The organism is Capnocytophaga gingivalis ATCC 33624 (genome assembly GCF_000174755.1).
Classification (GTDB): Bacteria; Bacteroidota; Bacteroidia; order Flavobacteriales; family Flavobacteriaceae; genus Capnocytophaga; species Capnocytophaga gingivalis.
In genome coordinates this window covers 21,666-44,919 of record NZ_ACLQ01000022.1, presented here as the reverse complement: position 1 = coordinate 44,919, position 23,254 = coordinate 21,666, and the positions used below count along the sequence as shown (strand labels likewise).

The following is a 23,254-nucleotide window of genomic DNA, read 5'->3' as shown; positions in this document are numbered from 1 at the left end:
ACTCTATCAATAGCAAACAACGTGTTATCACTTCGCCCCTATTATCACCCTACGCAATCGGTTATTCCTGCAGAAGAAAAAGAGGTTACCTATACCGAGTTTCTTCCGTGTGAGGCTTTGCGTCCATTTATCTATTGCTATTGGGAACTGAAATCTCCTCCACGTAACACGCCTTTCTTTTACCGAGTAGTTGCCGATGGTTGTATAGACCTATTTTTTGACTGCAACGCCCCGCAGATGAGTTCCCTTATGGGGTATTGCAATACATACATAGAGTTTCCTATAACGGGGGCTTTTCATTATGTAGGAGTACGCTTTCTACCCAGTGCCTTTCCGCTACTTTTTGGTCAAGATGCTTTTGAAATCAGCGCACAAGAAATCCCTTTGTGCGAGGTAGTACCTGCACTGGCTACTTTTATAGCTCAGCAGTTGGAAACTCCCCTTTCGTTAGCTACCATAGCACAATGCTTAGACAACTATTTTCTCCGCCACCTATCACAACGCCCTTTGCAGATGGATAACCGCTTTTTCTCGGCACTTTTGCAGATATTGCAAAGCAAAGGCAGTATACACATCAGTGAGTTAGATACCGGTATCAGCCCCCGACAGTTGCGCCGCCTTTTCGACTACTACATAGGTGATAGTCCTAAGACTTTTAGCAATATTGTGCGTTTTCAGCATATACTAAGTGCAAAAGCCTATCACAACCATTCTTTTTTAGACACTTATTACGACCAAGCCCACTTTATCAAATCGTTTAAAACATTCTATGGCGATACGCCGAGTAAGGTGTTAGGCTGAAGAATGTCCGTTTTTTACAATCGTATTCCCTGCGCTTGCGGTACTTTTGCCGCCGAATAACAAATACATTATCAGAATGAAATTAAACGCAGGTATTATCACCGAGAAATTAGCCGAGAGCAAGGCTTTCTACACCCAAGTATTGCAATTTGGTGTTACTTTTGAAAACGACTTTTATTTGCTGTTGCACACCCCTAATCAGGAGGCAGAAATCAGTTTTTTATTACCTAACCACCCTTCACAACAACCTCTTTTCCAAAAACCTTTTACCCAACAGGGCGTATACCTCACCATTGAAGTAGAGAATGTAGACGAGTATTACCACAAGTTAAAAGAGCAGGGTGTACCCATTGCCATAGCGCTTCGCGAAGAGCCTTGGGGCGACCGCCATTTTGCCATTATAGACCCCAACGGCATCGGTATTGATATAGTAACCTATTCTGCACCAGAGTAAGATATTGAAAATAAAATACAAAACCCCTCCCCGCTGGTAGAGAAATCTACCAGCGGGGAGTTTTTATATCCCCAACTCGTAGTAATACCTACACCTTAAAAAAATATTTATAAAATAATATATAGTAAGTTTGCTTATTATATAAAAACATATTACCTTTGCGCCCGAATAAAGAAGTAAATTTAAATTATATATGAAAGTTTTAATTATCAACGGGCATCCTACAATGGAGACGTCTAACGCCAACAAGGCTATTTTAGAAGAAGTAAAACGCTTGCTTCCTGAGGCTGAAGTAAGTAACTTGCAAGCTCTCTACCCTAACTATCAAATTGATGTAACTGCCGAACAAGCTAAACTTGTAAAAGCAGATGTAATTGTATGGCAATTCCCTGTGAATTGGTATTCGCTTCCTGCCTTGCTGAAAAAATGGTTAGACAACGTATTTTCACACGGCTTTGCTTATGGCGACAACAAGCTGATGGGCAAGAAACTCATCCTTTCTTTCACTACCGGAGCTCCTGAAGAGGCTTACCAACACGGTGGCGCACAGAACTATCCGTTTACTGATTTTCTCAACATTCACCGCCAAACTGCCAATCACTGCAAACTGCTATTCCAAGAGCCTGTAATCTCTTACGGAATGAAGTACATTCCAGAGGTAATGCCCAAAGAAGCACTTACCACCTTGCAACAAAGAGCCAAAGAGCACGCCGCTCGATTGGTTGCGCAAATCAAAGAATTAAACTAAGTTTGCAATTGATAAAAATCGCCGTGTGGCAGTGTGTCACACGGTTTTTATTCCATTTATAAATGAAAAAAAGACCTATCAAATATTGGATTGTAGTGGCAAGTCGCGACCACGTACAAATGGGCGTTGCGGCAGGCTTTGCTCAAGCCTGCCACGGCAAGGCACAGCCTTTGAAACGTATGCAGGAGGGAGACGGTATTCTCTATTACTCTTCCAAACGCTATTTCGGAAAAGAAGACAAATGCCAAGCCTTCACGGCTATTGGCAAAGTAAAAGACGAGGAAGTCTATGCCTTTCAGATGAGTGAAAATTTCTGTCCGTTTAGGAGAAATATTACTTTTGTAGACTGCGAAGAAACACCCATAGCCGACCTTATTGAGCTATTGGACTTTATCCCCAACAAAAAGGTGTGGGGATATCCTTTTCGCTTTGGTATTTTGGAAATATCCGAGAACGATTTTAAACTTATAGCCTCTAAAATGTTACACAATGACCTCTCAGCCCTCAATTTTTAATTTGAAAGCCGAAGAAAGCTCAGGGCTTTTACTTTGGCAGGTAAGTATGTTATGGCAACGCGGAATCAAAAAAGTGTTGCAACCTTTCGACCTCACACACCCCCAGTTTGTACTCTTGGCGAGTGCCCAGTGGTTCGCCCAACAAGGAAAGGAAATCACACAGGTGTCTTTGGCAAATTTCACCAAGATAGACCCAATGACTACCTCGCAAGTGGTGCGCACTTTGCAGAGCAAAGACCTCATCACAAGGGAAGAACACAAGACCGACACCCGCGCCAAAGTAGTTGCTATCACCGATAAAGGTGCCGAACTCATCGCGCAAGCCGTCGCTAAGGTCGAGGCTTTCGACGATGAATTTTTCAGTATTTTGACAATCGAACAGCCCTCGTTCAACGCTCAACTGCACAAACTTTTGACAAATTAGCGGAATCGTTTTGCCCTCATTGCTAGAAAACCTTACTTATGAGGAAGGTTTTATCAATTATCAATTGTTTTGTACCTTTGTAGTCTCAAAAACTATTTATACTATTTTCTATTATGCCATTGAATATTGTTATTTTTAAGCAAGGAAAGGAGAAAGAATATGTGTCAATTGATGAAAAACTACATCAATTGATGTTTTCTCAGGATGCTATAAAATAAGGTAGATGCAGGGAGCTCTCTAAAATTAAAGATTATTACCTTACAGATGTTATTTTTATGGGAAAAGCACTTACAGACTTTGTTGAAGACCTTAAAATGCTTTCACTTCCGGAACTTTCTCCTATAATAAAACTATTAGAGCAACCAGAAATAGAGAAAATATATATAAGTGGAGACTAAAATAAATAGATGATGACGGTTATTGATATAGGAAATCTCTTAGATACTTGTAAAGATGAATATTTCTTAGTGGAAGAATCCACAGGAAATATATATTATCAATATAAAGGGGAAAAGAAAGTATTTATAAACTCTGATAAGGATTCTTTTAACAAATGTTTGTTCGCATATAGTAACTTTGTAAAAAATAATAACTCTACTCTCGTTACTGCTGAAAATATTATAAATATCTGTAAGAAACATATTCAATATACCGATTTTATTATTCAAACAGATTTTTTAGGAGCCAAATCTTTCTTTTGGCAAGAAAAGTTATATGATATAGCCATACTTATAGAAGATAATCATTCTATTCTATCTCCTTACAACGACTTTTTTCTGTTTTATGAAACAAAAATGTATATCAACAGTAGTATTGCAGAAATCAATACCTATCAGGAATATCAAAATATAGATAAAGAATCTGTTATTCGAACGATCCAAACTATTTATAACGACCTTTCTATCGAAAACTTACACACTATACAATTAAAAGTAATGGAACTTGTCTTAGTTCCTCTCTACGGAAAAGCTCGTTTTGATGATTTTCTTCTCAGAAGAGAGAAAAGAATTAAAGAAATAATGGGTATTTAAAATAAACGTATGGATATTGATATAGTAACCTATTCAGTAAAAATATAAAATAAACCCTCCCCACTGGTAGAGAATACTATAAGTGGGGAGGGTTTTATTCTTCGTTTTCTTAATCCAAACACCATTCAAAATATAAATAGGGGTGCGACTTAATTGTTTCATACCAATCACTATCGTGCGTTACAATAAATTCATTGTTAGTTTTATAACTTGAGATAAGAACGTGATTATCTATTTCTTTCCAAACAAGTATTCCATCTTCTGCACCTACAATACCTTCCCTATATTCTCCTAAGTAACATCTCCACTTTCTAAATGGCAACATCTTGTCCATAATTAGTACAAATTCGTCTATAGTATCGGGTAGATAAAACGTAGCTGGATTGGGACAGTTTACATCATCGGCTGCACATACACTGTCTCTACTTAGGTATACCTTTACTTGTTTATTTTCTACATCTTTCATTCTTGATTTTCTCTATAGTTTCTGTATAAAACGTAGTTATATTAAGTCCGTATTGGGTATATTCACCTTTTTCTATAAACTTTTCGCCTGAGAAATAGATTTCTTGGGTGTAAGTAGTGTTATTTTTGGGAGTTTGTCCCTCTATTTCCAAAACGAGCTTATCAGCATCTATATATTTTCTTTTCTTGTCAAGTGAAAAAGGTAATTCGGGAACATTGGTATTTACTTTTCCTGACATTCGAAGACCTTTATCATCGTATGCTGCATATAAAGTACTATAAACAGTGGTATCTGCTTCGTTGAGGACAGTGCCTCCATACATTTTTAGGTTCTTTTTGTATTTGTCCTTAGTGCTTATCATAAATACTTCCGTATCTATAAAATAATCCCCGAATTGGTCGTCTAAAAAATCTAAAATAGTCGCAATATCCCTCTTTTTGAATATTTTTTTTCTTAAGAAATGACTGTATTCATCACTTAGTACATACCTATCTTTATTTATATGTATGAGGTCGGGACTTTCAAGGTAAAATAAAAACGTATGGGTGTTATCTCTATCTCCTATAAGTAGTTGTAGCTTATCGGAAGCTATTTTTTTCGTAGTGAGGAAGTAGGAAAAGGCATCTTTTTGCGCTATATCCTTTGGGGTATCTTTTTTATGGACAAATAAAGTATCCTTCCTGCGATTGAAGCGCAAAAAGGTATAGTATTCACGGCTCTCCTTTCTTTCGGGGAGTAGTGAATCGGTTTCATTGTCTGTGGCATAGCTTTCGTATTGTGTTCTAACTAATACTGCTTTTTGCGCCCATAGTATATTTTGCCCCCAAAGGAGGACTAATAATAAAGGGAGTAGTCTTTTCATTTGCTAATTTGCTATTTCCTCTTTCTTTATTTCCTCAATGCGTTTGTTGAGTTTTTTCAATTTCTTTTTGATTTGTTTTTCTTGGCGTTTGGCACCTCGTTCGACAGTCTTAGCAAACTTTTTTTGCTTTTTGCTGATATGCCTATTAAAAGCAAACGCTACATCTGCGTATTTGCCTGTTAAAGAATTTTTTGCATTTTCTTTGTCTTCGAGAACTTTAGCGAGTTTGGCTTCCAATCTTTCTTTTTCAGCTTGTAGCTCGGCAAGGGTTGAGGGTTGCTCTTGAGATTGTGCTGTGGCAATACCTCCTAAAAATAGCGTGAATAGGGCTGCTATCAAAAATCTTTTCTTCATCTTTTTGTATGATATTTTTTAAAGGGTGCAAAGATAGTGATAATTTCATAATTGACAATTACCGATATTCTACTCTTCAATTTCCTCAAAATATCTATCTAAATGGCTGTATATTTCCATATCTTCCTCTGAGGCATCTCGCAATACTATATGGCTACAAGATTTTTCGGTATTAGCGAATGCAAAATTGTGTTCTCCGTAGTAAATTTGATAGCCTTTATCTGCCAATAGCCAAATTTCGTTTGTCTTGAAGTTAAAAATATCTTTTAACACTCGATAGCTTTTTCCTACTTGCAATCTCATAATTAATATGATTTTTAAAGTACAAAGATAATGATAATTTGTTAATTGTCAATTGTCAATTGTCAATTGTCAATTGTCAATTATTTTGTACCTTTGCATAAACTACAAAAAATACTAATGGATAAATTATTAAAAGGGAAACAAAGCAAAAAGCGGCTAAATATGATAAGCTTTTCACGTATAGCTATAGCTTGTCTCTTAGTTTTCGTTGTTACTTCTTTTTATATAATATTTAAGGATAACAATCAAGTAGATGAGCATTTCTCCTCGAATTCTTACCAATATTGTTTAGAGGATTCCTTTTTTTATAAATACCAAGGGAAAATATATACCAAAATAATAGGTAAAGGTTATAAAGCTATTCCTGAAGCCGATGCGGCTACTTTTCAAGTATTCCCCAAAAGTCTGCGAATCCAACAAATAGGATGGGATAAAGCACACGTTTTCCATAACAACCAAATCGTCCCCTTACAGCCGCCTATTACCCCTATAGGCAATGACCTTTTTACCGATGGAAAAGACACTTACTTTTGTGCTTCTCGCCCTGACTTTAAAGCTGGCACTAATGACTACCCCCCTATAAAGCAAGTCGGCAGAAACGGACAAAAGTTCTCCGCGCTCAACTCTTCACCTTACCTCTCTACCGATGGTACCTATTTCTATTACCAAGGCGAAAAAATAGAAGGTGCCAAAGATACTATTTTCCCTATTTTGGAATTGAGAGAACGTGATAAAAATTCCAAAAAAATAAGCTTTTCTTGCTATTTTTCTGACGGAAAACACGTGTTTTACAAAAACCATCTATTAGATGAAACTTTTACCGATGACCTTGTTACCGATATCTTCTCTAATCACGGCTATTTTGAGTATCTCTATCACCTCAATGGGGGCAAAGTATTTATCGACGGAAAGCCTTTTATGCCCAACGAGGCTCACTATCATTTGCTGATAAGTGATAACAGTTATACCAATCATTTGTTTTTTACCAATGAAAACGGCGTTTATTATTATGATTTAGAGGAAAAAGAAGCCAAAAAAGCAATGGATAGCAATCCTTTTAAAGGATATAAAAAAGAGGATAATGGCTATTTTTATAATGAAAAAAATATATTGTTTTTTAGACCGAGAACTCACATAGCTAGAGGGAGAAGATATAAAGGGATGACAGGCTACTCTACTGAAATCTGCTTGCTAAAGAATACCTCTACTTTAGAATTTGAAGACAAAATCAAACAAAAAGTCCTTTCCTCTGAAGAGTATCAGGTATTAGCAAAAGCCAAAACTCGTACAGTTTCCTTTTGGGAGCGCTACTTTGTCTTATGGTTGGTTATTATAGTAACGATCTTAAGCTATATCTTCCGCTTTATATTTAGGCAATACAACATCACTATAGACCCTTTTGTATTAGATGAAAAATATTTGAGAATCAACAATTTGGTAGGGAAACGCTATCTTATTAAAGATATTCAAGAAGTAGTCTTTATGATCCATAAAGAAAAAAATATTTTGGGAGAAATGCGTATTGTGACTAAAAGTAAAGGTACTTCACTTTCTTATTGCGTTAGATCTGGAAAAGTAACAGAAACAGAGGCTGCCCTTACTGAAAAAATAAAAGATTTGCAACAATTATTGGAAAAACAACATATCAAGGTAGAAATTGATTCATAAATTTTAAAATATAGAAACTATGAACAGCACTAAGAGAAACTACTCTAAACAAGAGAAGGAAAAGAAACCCAAAAGAGAGCCTCTTTTTGGAGAAAAGTTATTGAAAATAGGGCGTATAATCCTAATTGTGCTAGTGGGGTGCTATCTCTTATCCTTCCTATGGACAACCCCTCATTTTATTTTTAACAATGACTCTATAGGAGTGATGATAATATTTTTCTTACCTATGGCAGTATCTCTAGGAGTTTTTTTCCTTTTTCATCGCTGGGTACTCTCCAAACGCATTCATTATGAACAATATATAAGAGGAGAACTTCCTCCCGTTATTAGAGTGAAAGCTTTGAATGATAGAGTTTTTCAAGGAATTGTATTTGTATTGATTGTTTCGTTTTATACGCTTGTATTCTGGTTTATAAACAAAGAAATTAGAAGTAAAGAAACTGGAGAACTACTAAGATACTTTTATCAGTTTATAGCAATTAGCATTTTAATAGGGATCATAGTGCTTTTTGCCTATGACTTGAGAAAAAAGTATCGAGATACTTTCTATGCTATAGAGATAAGAAATGGGATACTTTACATTTTCTATAAAGAAACTCTCCAACAGACTATTGACTTAAAAAGTATTCGCTACGTCTATTTTTTTTTGAAAGAAAGCTCAAGAGAAACCAAAATCCACCCTCGTATGAAGGTTTTCAATGGCCGAACATTCATACTATGCATCAAACTCAGCGTTGATAACTATCTTTTACTAAAGGCTTTTTTTACTCGCAACAATGTCAAAATAACAGATAATTATACTATCTTGTAAGGATTTTGAAAATGGAAATAAAAGTTATAGAACACATAAATCTCACCCAAGAGCTCGTAGACCAAAAAAAATTCTTTACTTTAGGATATTGCAAAGCTCTCGAAACATACCTAATGGCGGTACTTGTTCCTTGGATCGTAGACTATAACCGCTATTATCGCATAAGTGCTGAAGAGTATCACTTATATCAAAACGACTCTCAAGCATTCTGCCAACTATATGAAAAAGAGATTAGCAGAAATGAGGAGTGCTTTACGCAGAAGTTTATAGGTGCCGGTGCGCTACGCGATTATGATGGCAGAGTCCATTTCACACGTGCTTATCCCTCAAAAGAAGTTAACCCTTTTGTGAATTATATCTATTATGAGGGAGTGCTCTATGCCCGCATTCTTTGGGACAAAGGCATTGTATACGTCCCTCCTTATCAGAAAGTAAAAACCCCTAACGGAGACTGGGAGTATCCCTTGCGAAAAGAATGTTATATAGAAAAAGACTTAGAAGACCAAAATCTCTGCTTTTGTCTTGATACACAAAAAAATAGAAAAATCTCATAATTAGTGAATATGTTTTTATATAGAAGAATGTAAAGTAATATTACTTGATGATTGGAGCTATCAAGTAACCTAATTGATATAACTTAATGAGTATTAGTTAGATAGCTATATTTTACTGAAAAGTTTATTTTTCTTACAACCATTTTAAAGTTAATAGACGAATATAATCTGTTTTTTTTAATTACAATGTCTAGAATTCTTCATTTTATAAAAGATTGGACGCTCCCCGTCTCAATGGGGATAGGGTCAGTGGCGTATTTGGTATTTTATTATGTACCAGCTTTGGAGCAGGCTTCGCAATGGTTTGCACCCTTCTTTAACAGCATATTGCCGCTGTTTATGTTCCTCATTCTGTATGTTACTTTTTGCAAGGTCGATTTTAAGAAATTAGCTCCAGTGAAGTGGCATTTTTTGACGACTGCTTGTCAGTTACTTTTTGTAATGAGCATTCCTTTCTTTCGGGGAGTAGTGAATCGGTTTCATTGTCTGTGGCATAGCTTTCGTATTGTGTTCTAACTAATAATGCTTTTTGCGCCCATAGTATATTTTGTCCCCAAAGGAGGACTAATAATAAAGGGAGTAGTCTTTTCATTTGCTAATTTGCTATTTCCTCTTTCTTTATTTCCTCAATGCGTTTGTTGAGTTTTTTCAATTTCTTTTTGATTTGTTTTTCTTGGCGTTTGGCACCTCGTTCGACAGTCTTAGCAAACTTTTTTTGCTTTTTGCTGATATGCCTATTAAAAGCAAACGCTACATCTGCGTATTTGCCTGTTAAAGAATTTTTTGCATTTTCTTTGTCTTCGAGGACTTTAACAAGTTTGGCTTCCAATCTTTCTTTTTCAGCTTGTAGCTCGGCAAGGGTTGAGGGTTGCTCTTGAGATTGTGCCACGGCAATACCTCCTAAAAATAACGCGAATAACGCTGCTATCAAAAATCTTTTCTTCATCTTTTTGAGTGCTTTTTTTAAAGGGTGCAAAGATAGTGATAATTTCATAATTGACAATTACCGATATTCTACTCTTCAATTTCCTCAAAATACCTATCCAAATGGCATCCTATTTCCATATCTTCATCGGAAGTATTTCGTAATACCATAAAGTGACAATTTTTCTCGGCATTAACGAATACAAAATTGTGTTCGCCGAAGTACGCTTGGTATCCCTCATCTACTAACGACCAAACTTCACCCGCTTTAAAGCTGAAAATATCATTTTTTATGCGATAGTTTTTACCTACTTCCAATTCCATACTATGTGATTTTTAAGCCACAAAGATAATAATAATTTAGTCAATTTTCTAATTTTCTAATTAGAAAATTATTTACTACTTTTGCCAAGTAAATTGTCAGCAAAAAAGAAAAGGATATGAACGATTTTAAACTAACACTTTTGAGAAAATGGGAATTTGACAATGAATTCTCATTTGTTTATGCTTCAACTTTACTACCCAATGGCACTGCCGTAATCCTAACTTCCGATAATACCGATTGGCATAAATATTACGTCCTTTTCCTTTCAACCGAAGGCGTCAAAAAGATTCCTATTGAATACAACCCAACATCCAACAGAGATTATCCTATGCTCTTCAGATATAAAGAAGGGTTTGCCATCATCATTTCGGCAGAAGAAGTGCGGTATTACTCAGATATGCATTCGTCACCAGCACTCATTCCGATAAAAAATAAATCATTACTAAGGTATAACATTGTACCAGAGAAAGCTGAACAGCGGTATTTTCAAAATATATCCGACAGCCAAACGATTCCCGTTTGCTTTGAAAATGAAGTTTATTACGGCAATGCAAGATGTTTTGCCCTTTTAGAATTTGATGAGGTAGCAAAAACTGCCAAATGGAAATCTTTTTCAAAAATAGATAAAAAAGCATTTACGCATTGTGACAACAGAACCTCCGATACTCCAAAAATAGACAGTCTTAAAATATCGGATAAAAAAATCTACGCCTTCATTCCGGGTGAAAGCGCTTCATCGGTCAATAAATGGGGAATGGATTATTATGCGCTCGCACAAATCTCTGCCGAAGGAAAGGTAATCGAGAAAATTATCGAATCGGACAATTTGCATACCGATCATAAAAAACGCGGTGTAAATGGCTGTTTCACTGATTCTGAATATGTAATACTAACACCTGTTTTTAAAACAGATGATTGGAAGGGTAACCAAAAAGTCTTTTCGCTCACCACTCGCGAATATAGCAATATTTTCTTACCTAAAGGGATGACAAAACACAAACTCCAAAATATCACAGGCAAATTTTGCTTAACTTCTCTTTTCGATAGAGGTTTAAAAGAAATATCCTTGTGTAATTACAATAACTTATAAAACACCTTAGGCATTAGCTTTTATGTCTCAAAAAGCCAAAGTTTTCAATAAATTATTAGCCCATTACGGCAAGCAACATTGGTGGAATGACCCCAATCGCATTACCGACTGGATTTCGATGATTCTCATTCAACAAACTACCCAACAGAATACCGAAAAAGCGCTTGCTAACTTAGAGGGTAACATATCGGTAGAGGCTTTACACGCTATGGAACTGAACACTTTACAGGAATATATACGTCCGGCAGGCTTCTACAAGCAAAAAAGCACTTACATCAAAGCCCTGATGGAATGGTACGTGTCGCACGGAGCTTCCTTACAAAAGTTTGAGGCTATCCCTACTGAGGAGCTTCGCAAAGAATTGCTCTCTATCAAAGGTGTGGGCGAAGAAACTGCCGATGCAATGTTGTTGTACATTTTTGAGCGAAAGGTGTTCATAGCCGACCAGTACGCTATACGACTTTTGAACCGCCTGAATCTCTCTACTGCACAGACTTATAAAGCCCTCCGCGAAGAATGTATGCCCTTAGTAGCTGAAATTCCTTTAGAAACCTGTCAAGAATGGCACGCTGTGATTGATGTACACGGCAAGGCTTACCGCAAAGGTTTTACCGATGAACAATGGTTGATAGAATAATTAGTACAAATGAATCGTATTCTTCTTTTGATAGCCCGTGTGGCTCGTACTTGGACGCTCCCCTTCTCTATGGGTATAGGAGCAGTGGCATATTTGGTGTTTTACTATGTACCAGCTTTGGAGGGGGCTTCGCAGTGGTTTGCTCCCTTGTTCAACAGTATATTGCCGCTATTTATGTTTCTCATTCTGTATGTTACCTTTTGCAAGGTCGATTTTAAGAAATTAGCACCTGTGAAGTGGCATTTTTGGACGACCGCTTGTCAGTTACTTTTTGTAGTAAGCATTGTAGGAGCTATTCTCTTTTTCCATATCAGTGGGAAGCAACTAATACTTTTAGAGAGCATACTCGCTTGTATTATAAGTCCGTGTGCAGCGGCGGCTGCCGTAGTAACTCTCAAGCTCGGTGGCAATTTGGAGCAGATGACTACTTATACTTTTCTCTCGAACCTGCTTTGTGCATTGCTTATCCCTGTGTGTTTTCCGCTGATAGAACCAGCCTCGCAAATGACCTTTTGGGGAGCTTTCTCGCTGATAATGCAGAAGGTATGTTTGGTGCTGGTTGTACCGATGTTATTGGCACTTCTTACTAAAAGTTTGCTACAATTACGTCGGTTTCATCAGTGGCTTATCCATATCCCAGACCTCTCTTTTTATCTCTGGGGTTGCTCGTTGATGATAGTTACCGGCACTACCCTCAAGAACATTTTTCACGCAGGGACAAGTGTATTATTTCTGTTGCTCATAGGATTTTCGGGATTAGTGTTATGTCTGCTCCAATATGCTGTAGGGCGTTATATAGGCAGATTTTTTGGCACTTCCATAGAATCGGGACAAGCCTTAGGACAGAAGAATACCGCCTTTGCTATATGGATAGCGGCTACTTATTTGCATCCGCTTTCTACCGTAGGGCCAGGTTGTTATATTCTTTGGCAGAATATCATCAACTCTATTGAAATATGGAAAAAAGGCAAATACAAGGCTTGAGGATAAATCAGTATTTTTAATTGCCTATTTACCCTATTTGATAATTAAAAAAATTTTTATCTTTGCCCCCTGAAAAAGAAAAGTTTTTAATGCAATGAAAAAATTACTTTATCTATTATTAGTACTGCTATCTTCGGTTACTGCCTATTCACAAATGCTGTTCTCTGAAAATCTCACGATGACCATAGATAGTACCAAAACCCTACAAGGGAGTCTGATGCCTGAGATAGATTTTAAAACCGAGAAAGAAAATATTTTTACGTTTAAAAATACGGCCAATCTCAACTTGCTTATCAATCATAATAGGGTGATCAATGTCATCAACAAGTTTGAACTTTCTACTTATGGTAAGCAGGTGATCCTAAGTGGAGGATATGTACATATGGAATACCGCTACCTCTTGGATCATGCTTTTGAGGTATACCCTTATGTGGAATCACAGTGGGCGGAGAGTAGGGGAATGATTCATAAGATTTCTTCTGGGCTGCAATCACGCTATCGACTGGTGAACACCAATTCGTCCTTGATGTTTGTCGCTTTGGGATTGTTCTTCGAGTATGAAAAATGGCAACACCCTACCCCTGATGCCAATACTCCTGAGCACGCCTATAGCCGAAGTCTCAAGACCCATTTGTCACTGAGCTACAAACTTCAATTGGCTAAGAAATGGGGACTTACTACTACAGCTATACATCAGGGAAAGCCCGATAGAACTTATTTCAAAGAAGCACGTTTTGGAGGAGCTCTTGACCTGAATTATAGTATTACTAATGCTATAGGTATTCGTGGTGCCTATAGGCTTATCTACGATACAGCCCCCATAGTCCCTATAAAAAAGGACTACCATTCGGTTGAAGTAGGGCTTACAGTTTCATTTTAATTAACCAAATTAACACATTAGTATTATGTTTACTATTCCTTATATAGAAACCCGAGAAGAATTCTTCTACTTGGATGTATTTCTAAAATTGCTTTTAGGATTGTTGGCTATTGCTCTGGTTATCAATAAGTCTGGTAAGGGAAACTTGGCGCCTACTTCCGCCATGGATCAGGTACAGAATTACGTACTGGGGGGTATCATCGGGGGGGTGATTTATAGTCCTGCCATTACACTCTTCCAGTTTGCCATTGTCCTGGTTATTTGGGCATTTCTTATTATAGGATTACGAAAGCTTAAGACCAAAATTCTTGCCTTTAGGCATTTTATAGACGGAACAGCGGTGATTGTGATCAATCGTGGTAAGATAGACATAGCAGCCTGTAAGAAGGCTAAAATCACGGCACACGATCTTGCCTTTAAGCTCCGCAAAGAGGGTGTCTATTATATCCAGAATGTGAAAAGAGCGGTACTGGAACAGAACGGTGAACTGATTGTTGTATTGGCAGGTGAGGAGAATCCTAAATATCCCATTATCACCGATGGTATTATCCATAAAGGGGTGTTAGAAGATGTGGATAAAACAGAAGAATGGCTACTGGAAGAGCTCCACAAGCAAGGCTATGAAAGTGTCCCAGAGATATTCTTAGCAGAATATTATGGAGGACAGGTAAAAGTAGTTCCCTATAATAATTAGAAAATTAGCTGATTAACATAAGTGTTAATTAGCTAATTTTTTGTATATTTGCTCCCAATTATTCAGATATTATGAACTTGAATATATTCATCACCCTGCATCTGATAGAGAAACGCCAAAAGACCTTTTGGGGTACGTTGAGGACAATCCTCTTGTTTCCTCTGGCAATTGTAGGGGATACATGTTTGGTGATAGCTTATTTGATTGCTTTGATGGTGAGTAATATACTTGAAAAATACGAAAATTAGATTTTATGAATATTGGTTACAAATACCTTTTTTTACCTATCCTCTTGCTCTGTATAGGTTGTACTTCTTCCAGGAAGATAAAGGTTCCTGATGACTATTGTGTTCCTCCGCCGTATACAATGACAAAGGAAAAAGAGGCTCCTATAGAAGTTGATGAAGCAAAGCTTGCTTTGGGCAAAAAACTTTTTGAAGGAAAACTTTCCTCTAGAAATATTCTTATTGCTTATGCCTCCGATACCGATGAGGCTCTATTGTCATTAATTGCCTTGGCCGATGATTCTTCTGAGCAGGCACAACTAAAACGCAATACCTTAAAAATAGAGATCCATAGCAAGATTAACGCTATTTTCTCACAAATGAATTCGGTAACTGCGGAATTGGATTGCGAAGAAGAACGCATAGACCAAATAGCTACTACGCTAAGTAACATCAATGACAAGAATGTTACGCGCCTTACAGTTGCCTCCATACTTGTAGGAGCGGCCTCGGCGGTGGCAGGAGCTTATATAGCCGATGACAATTGGAACAAAGGGGTCACTGTAGGCAGTGGGGTGCTGGGGGCAGGCTTGAGTTTTCTCACCCTTAACCCGAAGGGAAAAAAAGTAGTGCTACAACACCCTCGCAATCTGTTGCGTTGTTTTATCACTGAGAAAAATGACATAGAGTTTCCTCCTTTTGTATGGTATATGCTTAACGAACCTCGTTTTACCAACTCAGGAGAGAGTTCTGTTTTGCGGAATACACAAAAGAGATGGATTAGACATCTTTTTGACAATGACAAAGAGAAGGCGCTAAAAGCAGTGGTTTTTAGCGATGGAGGCGTCTATAATGCGGGTGATTTGCATACTCGTGCTGAGATGTTTGACCAAATGCAATCGGTGATACATTCGCTGAACCAAAACCTGAACTTCTTTATTCAAGAGGTCAATATACTTATGTTGAAAAAATAAATTGAAATATAATGAAAAAACTCTTTTTACTGCTATGTGTATGGGCAACACTCCCTGCTGTAGCGCAAACCTCGAAAGACAAAATCCTGATTATAGATGCGAGTTACCTCAAACAAGGTAGTAGCTACGGACAGTTAGGAGTACATTTCACCTATTACGACAGCAATAAGTTGGCACTATTTGCGGGATTGGCGGGCAACTTCCGTTCGGAAAACGGATTAGTTGCTATCCCCGAAGCACAACTCTCGGCTTGGATCAGAGCGGATGAGTCACACGGTGGTTTAGTAGATATTCCTGTCTTGCTATTTCGCCCTCAGCTGAATTTCTCCCCCTATTACTTTGCTCCCGAAGCAGGTTTCCAAATCCTCTTTTTCTATGTAAAAGCAGGCTACGGCTTCCCTTGGGGTAAAATGAGTGACAACTATCCTTTTGACACGGGCAAATTCCGCTTTTCAGTAGGAGCTATCATACCGCTAAATATTAAATAATAAATAATATGAAACATTTCTTTTTATCCGTAGCCCTTATGAGCACAATGCTCGGTTTTGGGCAGGCTTCTGGCAATCTCAATTATCAGAACAGAAATCAAAGTAATAGGGAAAACAACAATTTTTCGCTCGATTTCCCTACCAATTACGAAATGGTGGTCTCTGCCAAAGGGCTGGCTAATATCAAAGCCGATGCCTTTGTAGCTATTTTTAGCGTAGTGCAAGTAGGCAAAACGGCTGAAGAAGCTACGCAACTGATGGTTCAGCGTCTTTCGTCTGCCCTATCGGCTCTTAAGGCTAAAAACTTTGAAATCTTTGTAGATATGATTTCGTTCGTGCCTATGTACGAATACGAGACCGAGAAGAAAGTCTTTAGCAAGCGCACCTACAATGAAGTGCCTATGGGCTTTGAACTCAAGCAAAACTTACATATCAAAATCAATGAAGCCTCCCGACTCAATGAGTTAATCACTCTACTGGCTAATAATGAGATTTATGACCTTGTACGTATGGACTACTACAGTAGCCAGTTAGAGACCATAAAAAAAGAACTTAAGGACAAGGTGAAATCTGCCTTTGCTGAAAAGCAAAAGGTCTATGAAACGACCCTTGGGGAGAGCTTTGCCTCCGCTGAAAAGAAGGTTGTTGATGGTTTTTTCCACATTTACCCTACCGAACAATATAGTAGCTACGAAGCCTATAGTAGTGCATCCTTACAAGGCAAGCGAGCAGGCAATGTGGTGCAAGCCAACAAGTCTACTACTCAGTATTACCAACCTATTGCTAATCGAGATTTTGATGTGGTACTCAACCCTATTATCGTAGAACCTATGATACAAGTGGTCTATGAAATAAAAATGAGTGTGAATCGCCCTGATAAAAATAAAGCTAAAGAGGCACTATTGCTAACCCCTGCTGGCGAACTCAAGAAGATAAACTTGCCTTAGCAACTTCCATAATGAGATAACAAGCAATAAAACTCTTAAAGTAAGTCCAAGCGAATTATTCACCGTTGGTACGAGTATCTGAATCGCGCCAGCGGTGGCATAATGCTTTGTTTGGAGTAGGTTTCTAGCAATCTCAATAGTGGCAATTAAAAACTAAAAATAAAATGAATCCAATAATCAAACAATGGGACACAGCTAAGTCTCTAAAAAGAGCCAACCAATATGAAGAGGCACTAGCTATCTATGAAACGCTCTGCCCTAAGGTAGAGACAGAACTCTCGGATACCTTTGATAGGGCTATGTTTTTTGGGGATTATTTTGGTGTATTGGCAGATGTTGCCCAATATGACAAAGCGGAAGCAATGGCTGCTAAAGCCTTAAAATACATAACTGAAAATGGATATACTACTCTAAACTATATCTTCTATAACTATGGGAATATGTATCTTCATCAAGCTAAATGGGAAGAAGCTATTCCTTGGCTCGAAAAAGCGCTCAATAAAAATAGCAATGGGTGGATTGACGAGAAACAAAAAGCCTACTATGGTACTGCTTTAGGGGGTGCGCTATTCCATTTGGGGCGTATAGAAGAAGCTGAAGAAGAGTTCCTTAAGGCGGTAGAGGCAGGCAAATATACTGTAGCTAATAAGGATTGGGAACCTTTTTCTACCTCAAAGAGATATACAAGCAAAAAGGTGACGAGAAACTAATGGCAAAATATGAAAAAATGTACCTTACCCGACTTAAAAAACTAAACGAAGAAGATCTTATCTATCCTCTATCAGAACATCGGGCAAACAGACAAGCCCTTGAAGACTGGAAAAAACTTAGTAACCTTTAATCATTTTACAAATAAAACCCTATGAACGAAAAAGCAATAAAACTTTACGAACAAGCCCAAGCGGATTACCCAACGTTGAAAACCCAAATAGAGGCACAAGTAGTGCGTTGGTTTTGGGCAGCAGGAGGCGTGGGATACTTTTCTTTAGAGCCTTTTTATTTTGAAGAACACAAGTTTCCCAAGAGTAAAATCCTAAAAGAAACTCCTGAAAAGACCGATGATAAATACTTGTATGGCGTGAATGCCAATGACGAGATTATCCTAGAACGCTCTTATATCGGATATGGAGACGAATGTTACGAAGACTTCTATTTCCGTGAGGAAAACCAAATTATCAATTATCACTTTAATTCTTATGTTAAGAAAGAATGTTTAAGTGTGAACATATTCATCTATAAGGAGGGACTCTTACAATCAATCCACTCTGCTTACTCTGCTTTCGATAATAGTAAAACTTGGAGAGAAAAGATTATGTACTATGAGGGGGACAAACTCATTCGTCAGGAGGAAAAGGGATTAGATTATTATTTAAAACCCATTGATAATGCCCTTCTCTATACCTATGATATGCTGGGAAAACTCAATAGTATTACCAGCGGAACGGGCTATGTATGCTATCAGAAGAAGGATAAGAAAATCAGTTATAAAGCCCTCTCTGAAAAAGCTGCGGAACGCTACTATGCCCTATTGGTGCCTACCATTAAGGCATATCCTGTAAAAGAGCCCTTGTATTGTATCAACCTATCGTTTGACTACCAAAATATACTGCCCACAAGAATAGGCTTTGGTACTGAAAGCGAAAGACAAGAATACCAAAAGTATGGCAAAGAGGCAAAACACTACCTTTGGAACACAGCCGAATATGCTCATACGATAGATATAGAACCCAACGAAGAAGACGCTGCTCTCTTTGACCTTTTCAATCAAGAAACCGAGATGCAAGAAAAGAGCAGTGCCGCCACGAAACTATTAGTCGCTTGCGCCAAACGCCTCAAAGAAGAATGGGCATCATTGGGTATTCCCTCCACCGATGACTTTGTAGTGGTAGTAAGTGATGAAGAAGAATCTTTTTTGAAGAAAGTATAGAGTTCAGACATCAGGTTTTAGGTATTAGTTTTGTCGCAAAAAAAAGTGTATTTTTGCGACAAAATAATATCTTATATCGTATGGAAAGTGCTGATGATGAAATATTTAAGAAGCTATTAAAATGCGGAAGGTATATTGAGGAATGGGCACTTATGAACTTGATGACGGAGTACAACTGAGGAGCCTGCTCCAAATGATACAGAGTGAGGAGCGCTATAAAGAGATTTTCAAAAGTGAATTAGATGATATAATAGAAGAAGTAGAAGATTTTTTTAAATAAACAAAATGACCCCCGAACTACAACTATTAGGCGATGCTATTTTTGAGGCTGCCAAAAAAGCATTTTTAAAACTCTTTGAAAACGGAGAGCATTATTACTATTGTGTGTTACTCACTACGGGGGAGGCGCTTCCCCCTTGTATTGCGGCGTGTTCGGTGGAAGCCTTAGAGCGATTGGTAAATGAAAAATCTATCCCCGAAGAGGAAATACCATACTACAAATACTCATTTGCCGATAGCCCCTATTACGCTTTTGGTTATGAGGAATATTTTCAGCAGGTGGTACAATTGTTTGAGCAGCGCGACTCGCTTATGGATTACAACAATGAGGAGCAATGGAATGAGGAATACGACTTGCGACTTGCGGCTATGGTATATGCGATGAAAAAACTTGACGAGACGGGTATTTTTGCCCTCAACCAACCACGAGAACAAGTGTATATCAACGTAGAACTAATGCCCCCTGATGACACCGACCTACAAAGAGCCTTATCTTTCAACAATCCTGATAACATTGAGGAATGGCTTTCTATATTTAGTTAAATGAATCTTTGTGTGATTCAAAGAAATAACGTACATTTGTAGTGAAAAACTATTTTTCTACCCATAATTTTTCTTAAGATGCTTTCTCTTGATAGACTAAAATATATTGAAGGTATACAAAAGTATACGAGGTTTTCAGTTGTCACCACGATTGCTATTGCGATAGTAGTGCTAACTATTTTTATTGTAAATCAAACAGTTATAAAAGAAAAGACATTATCTGACATTCCCAGCTCTCCTTTTTTCTCGGTAATAATTATAGCATTATTGTTATATTGCTTTGTCTTTTATCGGATAAAAAAAAGAATTAAAAGGCTACAAGAACTCATAGAACAGATGACTGAAGAGGAATTTCAGTTCTTATTACAAGCGCAATCTTCCTTATCTTTTTACTACAAATACGCTCCTACCTTTGTAATTTGTTGTGACAGGCTCTATTTATTTACCCTCTTTGAAATCAAAGAAATTGACCCTAAAAAAGTACAAAAAGTAGCCTATCACTATGCAAGGGGAGGCAGCTTTTTGGTAGAGATTCAATCACCCGAAACTACCAAATTTGAGGTATATACCAGCGCTTATCCTTATTTGGAAAGGCTTATCAGAAAATACAACCCTAATGCCGATATAGAAGTTTATAAATTATGAAAAAAAATACAAAAAAAATGCTTTTTATTATTTTTTTCTCTCTACTAGCCGGAATCGCTCTGGCAGCCTTTTATATCTTCCTTGTTTCGAAGTTTACATCCAGCTATGATAGAGAAATATCTTTGTTATTTTTTCCTGTTCCTTTTCTATTGGGGGTGTGGATATGCTATTCCTTTGCTTATAATCAAAAAATAGTAGGAGCCATTGCTGTAATCTGTACTATTGTTTTCTTTAAATTTATGATGGGGACTCTGGGAGTTACTTTTTCTAAAGTATATGAGAGATTAACCCTGCCCAAGATCTATAAAAACTATCATTCTACATCAGACCATAGAATATCGCGCATAGAAGGATCTGAATACCTTATGAGACTTCCCGAAGATATTCATCACTTTGCAAGAGGTATCTACCTCAATCCTCAAAACGAACTGGTCATCTATGATAAATCAATACCTATGGAACGCGGCGAGCTATCTGTTATTAACCATATAGAGAAATACAATTCCTTAGGAGAGCGTATGCAGAATAAGGACACCTTGGAAGTACAACAAGATATTCCCGATATCTTTGATGGAAGTTCCCAGCATTTCCTTAAGAGAGAAACTCTTGAGCGTAAGGATATTAAACCTATGTATGTAGAAAGCTATAAAACCAAAGGAAATAAATATGAAACTATTTTGTATTTTGAGGTAAAAACCAAGCCTCATACTTTTCGATTAAAAACCAGATTTTCTTACATCAAGAATCAAAAAGAACTTTCAAAGAAACCTACAACCTATTATGAGAACGATTCTGAAATAATAGAATCTTTTGGAAATATCAGCCTATATACTAATAAACATCTCCATTATCAGCTGTTACAAATAAAGGATGATATCTATTTAGGTCTTATCTATATGGTAAAATAAGAATCTCCTATTTAAATATTATGTACTTTGCCAAAGGTTGTAGAGACCCTCACGACCTTTGGCAAAGTTTTTTATTAAATATATTTCTATGTAATTTAAACCTCCCACACTTCCCATTTCTCTTCTTCTAAATTCAACTGTCGGTGGAAATTGCGTATTTGCTCCTCATCAATACGTGGGTTCTTATTCAGTTGGTGCAATATCTCCCGCTGATGATGCAAAATAGCGACGTATTTCTTTCGCACTTCAGGAGTAGTATTGCACTTAGGCAAATCGAGTTGGTATTGCCATATATCTTTCTGATTCTGTAATAGAAAACTATCCGTTATTCCTTCTTTGTAATGCTTTTGCATATAATCTAAGGCAGCTTGCGCTAAAGATTTCCGAATAAGACTTTCGGCTTCAGCTTCAGGAATATGGTCTTCATAATCAGGGTATTTTGCCCAACGAATAAGGGCTGGCAAACTAAGCCCTTGTACGAGTAGGGTTGCCAATATCACTATAAAAGTAATATAGAGAATCAGGCTGCGATGCGGAAAAGGCTCGCCGTTCTCTAAAGTTAGAGGAATAGAAAGCGCTACCGCGAGTGAAAGCACCCCGCGCATTCCCGCCCAACCTAGTACCAAAGGCACCCGAGTACTAGGGTTTCGCCTGTCGGCTACTGTGATAAAGTGTTTCATTACTTGAGTAATGAGTATGATCTATAAGATGATAGCAGTCGCACCCCTACCACTACCCCTGTAATGAGCAACCCATAATTTGTAGCTGTAGCAAGACTCATACCTTCGGCTTCTATACCTTCGAGTACTTCAGGCAAAGCAAGTCCTATCAGCATAAAGGCAAGACCATTGAGTATAAAACCTAAAATACCCCATACCGCCACCCCTTTGTTGCGTGTGGAGGCAGCAAAAATGCTAGTAAGGTGGAGCGACATATACATACCCCCAGCCACTACTGCCAACACCCCCGAAGCTCCCATTTCGTTTGCCACAATATACATTATGTAAGGCGCTATAACAGATAGGATAACATCCATATTAGCATCGGTAGGGAGATATTTGTACATTTTGCTCATCACCCAAGCAATAGCCAATCCTATAAGAGCTCCCCCAATAACCACCCAAAGGAAATTCAATGCCATATCTGTCCACACCAGCTGACCGGTAGTAACCACCAAAGCAGCAAACCTAAACACTATCAGTGAAGAGGCATCGTTGAGCAAACTCTCGCTTTCTATTATTGTACTGATGCGTTTAGGCACCTTTACAAAATTCATAATTGCTGAAGCACTCACAGCATCAGTAGAGCCTATCACTCCTCCTAAAAGAAAGCCTAAGGCTAATGAAAACCCAGGGAATACCATATTGGCTACCCAAGCCACCACAGCCGCTGTGATAAACACTACGATAAAAGCAAAACTAAAGATTATGCGTCGCCATTTCCACATCTCTTTTAGCGACAGCGAAAAAACATCAGCATATAAGAGTGGAGGCAGGAAGATGATGAGCACCAAATCGAGGTTGAGTGTAATGGTAGGTACATTAGGGATAAGACTAATCGCTAAACCTCCTAAAACCAATAGGATAGGGTAAGCCACTTTAAGTCGGTTTGCAAACATTATCAGTAGCATAATAACTACCATTAGGAGTAATAAATAAGGGAAGTATTGTACCATAGTTTATAAGTTATGAGGCAACAAAAATAGTAAAAAATACTTTTCACCCATAACCCACGAGTATTTTTTTTGTATCTTTGCGACCCCTATCCCCCACCCTCAGCAGGATTTGACGTTAA

31 protein-coding genes and 2 pseudogenes are annotated in these 23,254 nt (G+C 37.7%); 25 read left to right on the top strand and 8 right to left on the bottom strand.

Going from position 1 to position 23,254, the window contains the following annotated elements:
- Positions 1 to 21 precede the first annotated feature (21 nt).
- The 7 genes from CAPGI0001_RS08520 to CAPGI0001_RS08490 all read left to right on the top strand — a co-directional run bounded on the left by CAPGI0001_RS08520 (position 22) and on the right by CAPGI0001_RS08490 (position 3,973).
- Entirely contained in the window at positions 22 to 801 is a 780-nt protein-coding gene (locus CAPGI0001_RS08520; protein ID WP_002669094.1) for a helix-turn-helix domain-containing protein, read from the top strand.
- Positions 802 to 877: 76 nt separating this feature from the next.
- Complete coding sequence (locus CAPGI0001_RS08515; RefSeq protein ID WP_002668965.1) at positions 878 to 1,255, top strand: VOC family protein; 378 nt, start codon at positions 878 to 880, stop codon at positions 1,253 to 1,255.
- Between the two features lie 193 nt (positions 1,256 to 1,448).
- Complete coding sequence (locus CAPGI0001_RS08510; protein WP_002668840.1) at positions 1,449 to 2,003, top strand: NAD(P)H-dependent oxidoreductase; 555 nt, start codon at positions 1,449 to 1,451, stop codon at positions 2,001 to 2,003.
- Between the two features lie 62 nt (positions 2,004 to 2,065).
- The gene (locus CAPGI0001_RS08505) at positions 2,066 to 2,518 is read left to right on the top strand and encodes an EVE domain-containing protein (protein ID WP_002668908.1); all 453 of its coding nucleotides are present in this window, start codon (positions 2,066 to 2,068) and stop codon (positions 2,516 to 2,518) included.
- On the top strand, positions 2,493 to 2,942 hold the full coding sequence (locus CAPGI0001_RS08500; protein ID WP_002669042.1) for a MarR family winged helix-turn-helix transcriptional regulator: 450 nt from the start codon (positions 2,493 to 2,495) through the stop codon (positions 2,940 to 2,942). The genes CAPGI0001_RS08505 and CAPGI0001_RS08500 overlap by 26 nt, the downstream gene beginning before the upstream one ends.
- 275 nt (positions 2,943 to 3,217) lie before the next feature.
- The gene (locus tag CAPGI0001_RS13445) at positions 3,218 to 3,340 is read left to right on the top strand and encodes a hypothetical protein (RefSeq protein WP_002668869.1); all 123 of its coding nucleotides are present in this window, start codon (positions 3,218 to 3,220) and stop codon (positions 3,338 to 3,340) included.
- A gap of 12 nt (positions 3,341 to 3,352) precedes the next feature.
- A complete protein-coding gene (locus tag CAPGI0001_RS08490) occupies positions 3,353 to 3,973 on the top strand; it encodes a hypothetical protein (protein WP_002668884.1) in 621 nt (206 codons plus the stop codon).
- A 109-nt stretch (positions 3,974 to 4,082) separates the two neighbouring features.
- On the opposite strand, the gene CAPGI0001_RS08485 is transcribed toward CAPGI0001_RS08490, so the two are convergent.
- The 4 genes from CAPGI0001_RS08485 to CAPGI0001_RS08470 all read right to left on the bottom strand — a co-directional run bounded on the left by CAPGI0001_RS08485 (position 4,083) and on the right by CAPGI0001_RS08470 (position 5,958).
- Entirely contained in the window at positions 4,083 to 4,439 is a 357-nt protein-coding gene (locus tag CAPGI0001_RS08485; RefSeq protein ID WP_002668838.1) for a hypothetical protein, read from the bottom strand.
- Positions 4,420 to 5,301: a hypothetical protein gene (locus CAPGI0001_RS08480; protein ID WP_002668881.1), complete on the bottom strand. Its 882-nt coding sequence runs from the start codon at positions 5,299 to 5,301 to the stop codon at positions 4,420 to 4,422. The genes CAPGI0001_RS08485 and CAPGI0001_RS08480 overlap by 20 nt, the downstream gene beginning before the upstream one ends.
- A gap of 3 nt (positions 5,302 to 5,304) precedes the next feature.
- Positions 5,305 to 5,655, bottom strand: a complete 351-nt coding sequence (locus tag CAPGI0001_RS08475; RefSeq protein WP_002668868.1) for a hypothetical protein — start codon at positions 5,653 to 5,655, stop codon at positions 5,305 to 5,307.
- Positions 5,656 to 5,724: 69 nt separating this feature from the next.
- Entirely contained in the window at positions 5,725 to 5,958 is a 234-nt protein-coding gene (locus CAPGI0001_RS08470) for a hypothetical protein (RefSeq protein WP_002668939.1), read from the bottom strand.
- A 162-nt stretch (positions 5,959 to 6,120) separates the two neighbouring features.
- On the opposite strand from CAPGI0001_RS08470, the gene CAPGI0001_RS08465 reads away from it, so the two are divergent.
- The 4 genes and pseudogenes from CAPGI0001_RS08465 to CAPGI0001_RS13370 form a co-directional block, all read left to right on the top strand.
- A complete protein-coding gene (locus CAPGI0001_RS08465; protein WP_155813463.1) occupies positions 6,121 to 7,626 on the top strand; it encodes a DKNYY domain-containing protein in 1,506 nt (501 codons plus the stop codon).
- A 19-nt stretch (positions 7,627 to 7,645) separates the two neighbouring features.
- Positions 7,646 to 8,437 carry a hypothetical protein gene (locus CAPGI0001_RS08460; protein WP_002669084.1) on the top strand — a complete coding sequence of 264 codons (792 nt, stop codon included), beginning with the start codon at positions 7,646 to 7,648 and terminating at the stop codon, positions 8,435 to 8,437.
- A gap of 11 nt (positions 8,438 to 8,448) precedes the next feature.
- The gene (locus tag CAPGI0001_RS08455) at positions 8,449 to 8,991 is read left to right on the top strand and encodes a hypothetical protein (protein WP_002668951.1); all 543 of its coding nucleotides are present in this window, start codon (positions 8,449 to 8,451) and stop codon (positions 8,989 to 8,991) included.
- Positions 8,992 to 9,177: 186 nt separating this feature from the next.
- Positions 9,178 to 9,441, top strand: a pseudogene (locus CAPGI0001_RS13370) (transporter); the annotation flags it as partial.
- On the opposite strand, the gene CAPGI0001_RS12975 reads toward CAPGI0001_RS13370, so the two are convergent.
- The 3 genes from CAPGI0001_RS12975 to CAPGI0001_RS08440 form a co-directional block, all read right to left on the bottom strand.
- Entirely contained in the window at positions 9,371 to 9,583 is a 213-nt protein-coding gene (locus CAPGI0001_RS12975; RefSeq protein ID WP_002669062.1) for a hypothetical protein, read from the bottom strand. The pseudogene CAPGI0001_RS13370 and the gene CAPGI0001_RS12975 overlap by 71 nt on opposite strands.
- Positions 9,584 to 9,586: 3 nt before the next feature.
- Positions 9,587 to 9,937, bottom strand: coding sequence for a hypothetical protein (locus tag CAPGI0001_RS08445; protein ID WP_040360083.1), 351 nt, complete (start codon positions 9,935 to 9,937; stop codon positions 9,587 to 9,589).
- A gap of 68 nt (positions 9,938 to 10,005) precedes the next feature.
- Positions 10,006 to 10,239, bottom strand: coding sequence for a hypothetical protein (locus CAPGI0001_RS08440; RefSeq protein ID WP_002668849.1), 234 nt, complete (start codon positions 10,237 to 10,239; stop codon positions 10,006 to 10,008).
- Positions 10,240 to 10,355: 116 nt separating this feature from the next.
- On the opposite strand from CAPGI0001_RS08440, the gene CAPGI0001_RS08435 reads away from it, so the two are divergent.
- The 14 genes from CAPGI0001_RS08435 (at position 10,356) to CAPGI0001_RS08375 (ending at position 21,460) form a co-directional block, all read left to right on the top strand.
- Complete coding sequence (locus tag CAPGI0001_RS08435) at positions 10,356 to 11,330, top strand: hypothetical protein (protein WP_002669015.1); 975 nt, start codon at positions 10,356 to 10,358, stop codon at positions 11,328 to 11,330.
- 22 nt (positions 11,331 to 11,352) lie between these two features.
- Positions 11,353 to 11,967: an endonuclease III domain-containing protein gene (locus CAPGI0001_RS08430; RefSeq protein WP_002669134.1), complete on the top strand. Its 615-nt coding sequence runs from the start codon at positions 11,353 to 11,355 to the stop codon at positions 11,965 to 11,967.
- A gap of 9 nt (positions 11,968 to 11,976) precedes the next feature.
- Positions 11,977 to 12,951, top strand: a complete 975-nt coding sequence (locus CAPGI0001_RS08425; RefSeq protein WP_002668890.1) for a transporter — start codon at positions 11,977 to 11,979, stop codon at positions 12,949 to 12,951.
- Between the two features lie 94 nt (positions 12,952 to 13,045).
- Positions 13,046 to 13,831 (top strand): DUF481 domain-containing protein, encoded by a 786-nt coding sequence (locus CAPGI0001_RS08420; RefSeq protein ID WP_002668998.1) that lies wholly within the window; start codon positions 13,046 to 13,048, stop codon positions 13,829 to 13,831.
- Positions 13,832 to 13,856: 25 nt separating this feature from the next.
- Complete coding sequence (locus tag CAPGI0001_RS08415) at positions 13,857 to 14,525, top strand: DUF421 domain-containing protein (RefSeq protein WP_002668819.1); 669 nt, start codon at positions 13,857 to 13,859, stop codon at positions 14,523 to 14,525.
- Positions 14,526 to 14,596: 71 nt separating this feature from the next.
- Complete coding sequence (locus tag CAPGI0001_RS13160; RefSeq protein WP_002668845.1) at positions 14,597 to 14,773, top strand: hypothetical protein; 177 nt, start codon at positions 14,597 to 14,599, stop codon at positions 14,771 to 14,773.
- 5 nt (positions 14,774 to 14,778) lie between these two features.
- Positions 14,779 to 15,723, top strand: a complete 945-nt coding sequence (locus CAPGI0001_RS08410) for a hypothetical protein (protein WP_002668903.1) — start codon at positions 14,779 to 14,781, stop codon at positions 15,721 to 15,723.
- 11 nt (positions 15,724 to 15,734) lie between these two features.
- The gene (locus CAPGI0001_RS08405) at positions 15,735 to 16,211 is read left to right on the top strand and encodes a hypothetical protein (RefSeq protein WP_002668809.1); all 477 of its coding nucleotides are present in this window, start codon (positions 15,735 to 15,737) and stop codon (positions 16,209 to 16,211) included.
- A gap of 8 nt (positions 16,212 to 16,219) precedes the next feature.
- Complete coding sequence (locus CAPGI0001_RS08400) at positions 16,220 to 17,158, top strand: SIMPL domain-containing protein (RefSeq protein ID WP_002668982.1); 939 nt, start codon at positions 16,220 to 16,222, stop codon at positions 17,156 to 17,158.
- 164 nt (positions 17,159 to 17,322) lie between these two features.
- Positions 17,323 to 17,868, top strand: a complete 546-nt coding sequence (locus CAPGI0001_RS08395; RefSeq protein ID WP_002668799.1) for a tetratricopeptide repeat protein — start codon at positions 17,323 to 17,325, stop codon at positions 17,866 to 17,868.
- Positions 17,869 to 18,020: 152 nt separating this feature from the next.
- Positions 18,021 to 19,085 carry a hypothetical protein gene (locus CAPGI0001_RS08390; RefSeq protein WP_002669142.1) on the top strand — a complete coding sequence of 355 codons (1,065 nt, stop codon included), beginning with the start codon at positions 18,021 to 18,023 and terminating at the stop codon, positions 19,083 to 19,085.
- 285 nt (positions 19,086 to 19,370) lie between these two features.
- On the top strand, positions 19,371 to 19,907 hold the full coding sequence (locus CAPGI0001_RS08385) for a DUF4303 domain-containing protein (protein WP_002669133.1): 537 nt from the start codon (positions 19,371 to 19,373) through the stop codon (positions 19,905 to 19,907).
- A gap of 78 nt (positions 19,908 to 19,985) precedes the next feature.
- Positions 19,986 to 20,552 carry a hypothetical protein gene (locus tag CAPGI0001_RS08380; protein ID WP_002668985.1) on the top strand — a complete coding sequence of 189 codons (567 nt, stop codon included), beginning with the start codon at positions 19,986 to 19,988 and terminating at the stop codon, positions 20,550 to 20,552.
- A 17-nt stretch (positions 20,553 to 20,569) separates the two neighbouring features.
- On the top strand, positions 20,570 to 21,460 hold the full coding sequence (locus CAPGI0001_RS08375; protein WP_248601309.1) for a hypothetical protein: 891 nt from the start codon (positions 20,570 to 20,572) through the stop codon (positions 21,458 to 21,460).
- Positions 21,461 to 21,555: 95 nt separating this feature from the next.
- On the opposite strand, the pseudogene CAPGI0001_RS08370 reads toward CAPGI0001_RS08375, so the two are convergent.
- A pseudogene (locus tag CAPGI0001_RS08370) lies at positions 21,556 to 23,135 on the bottom strand (Na+/H+ antiporter).
- Between the last annotated feature and the right edge of the window lie 119 nt (positions 23,136 to 23,254).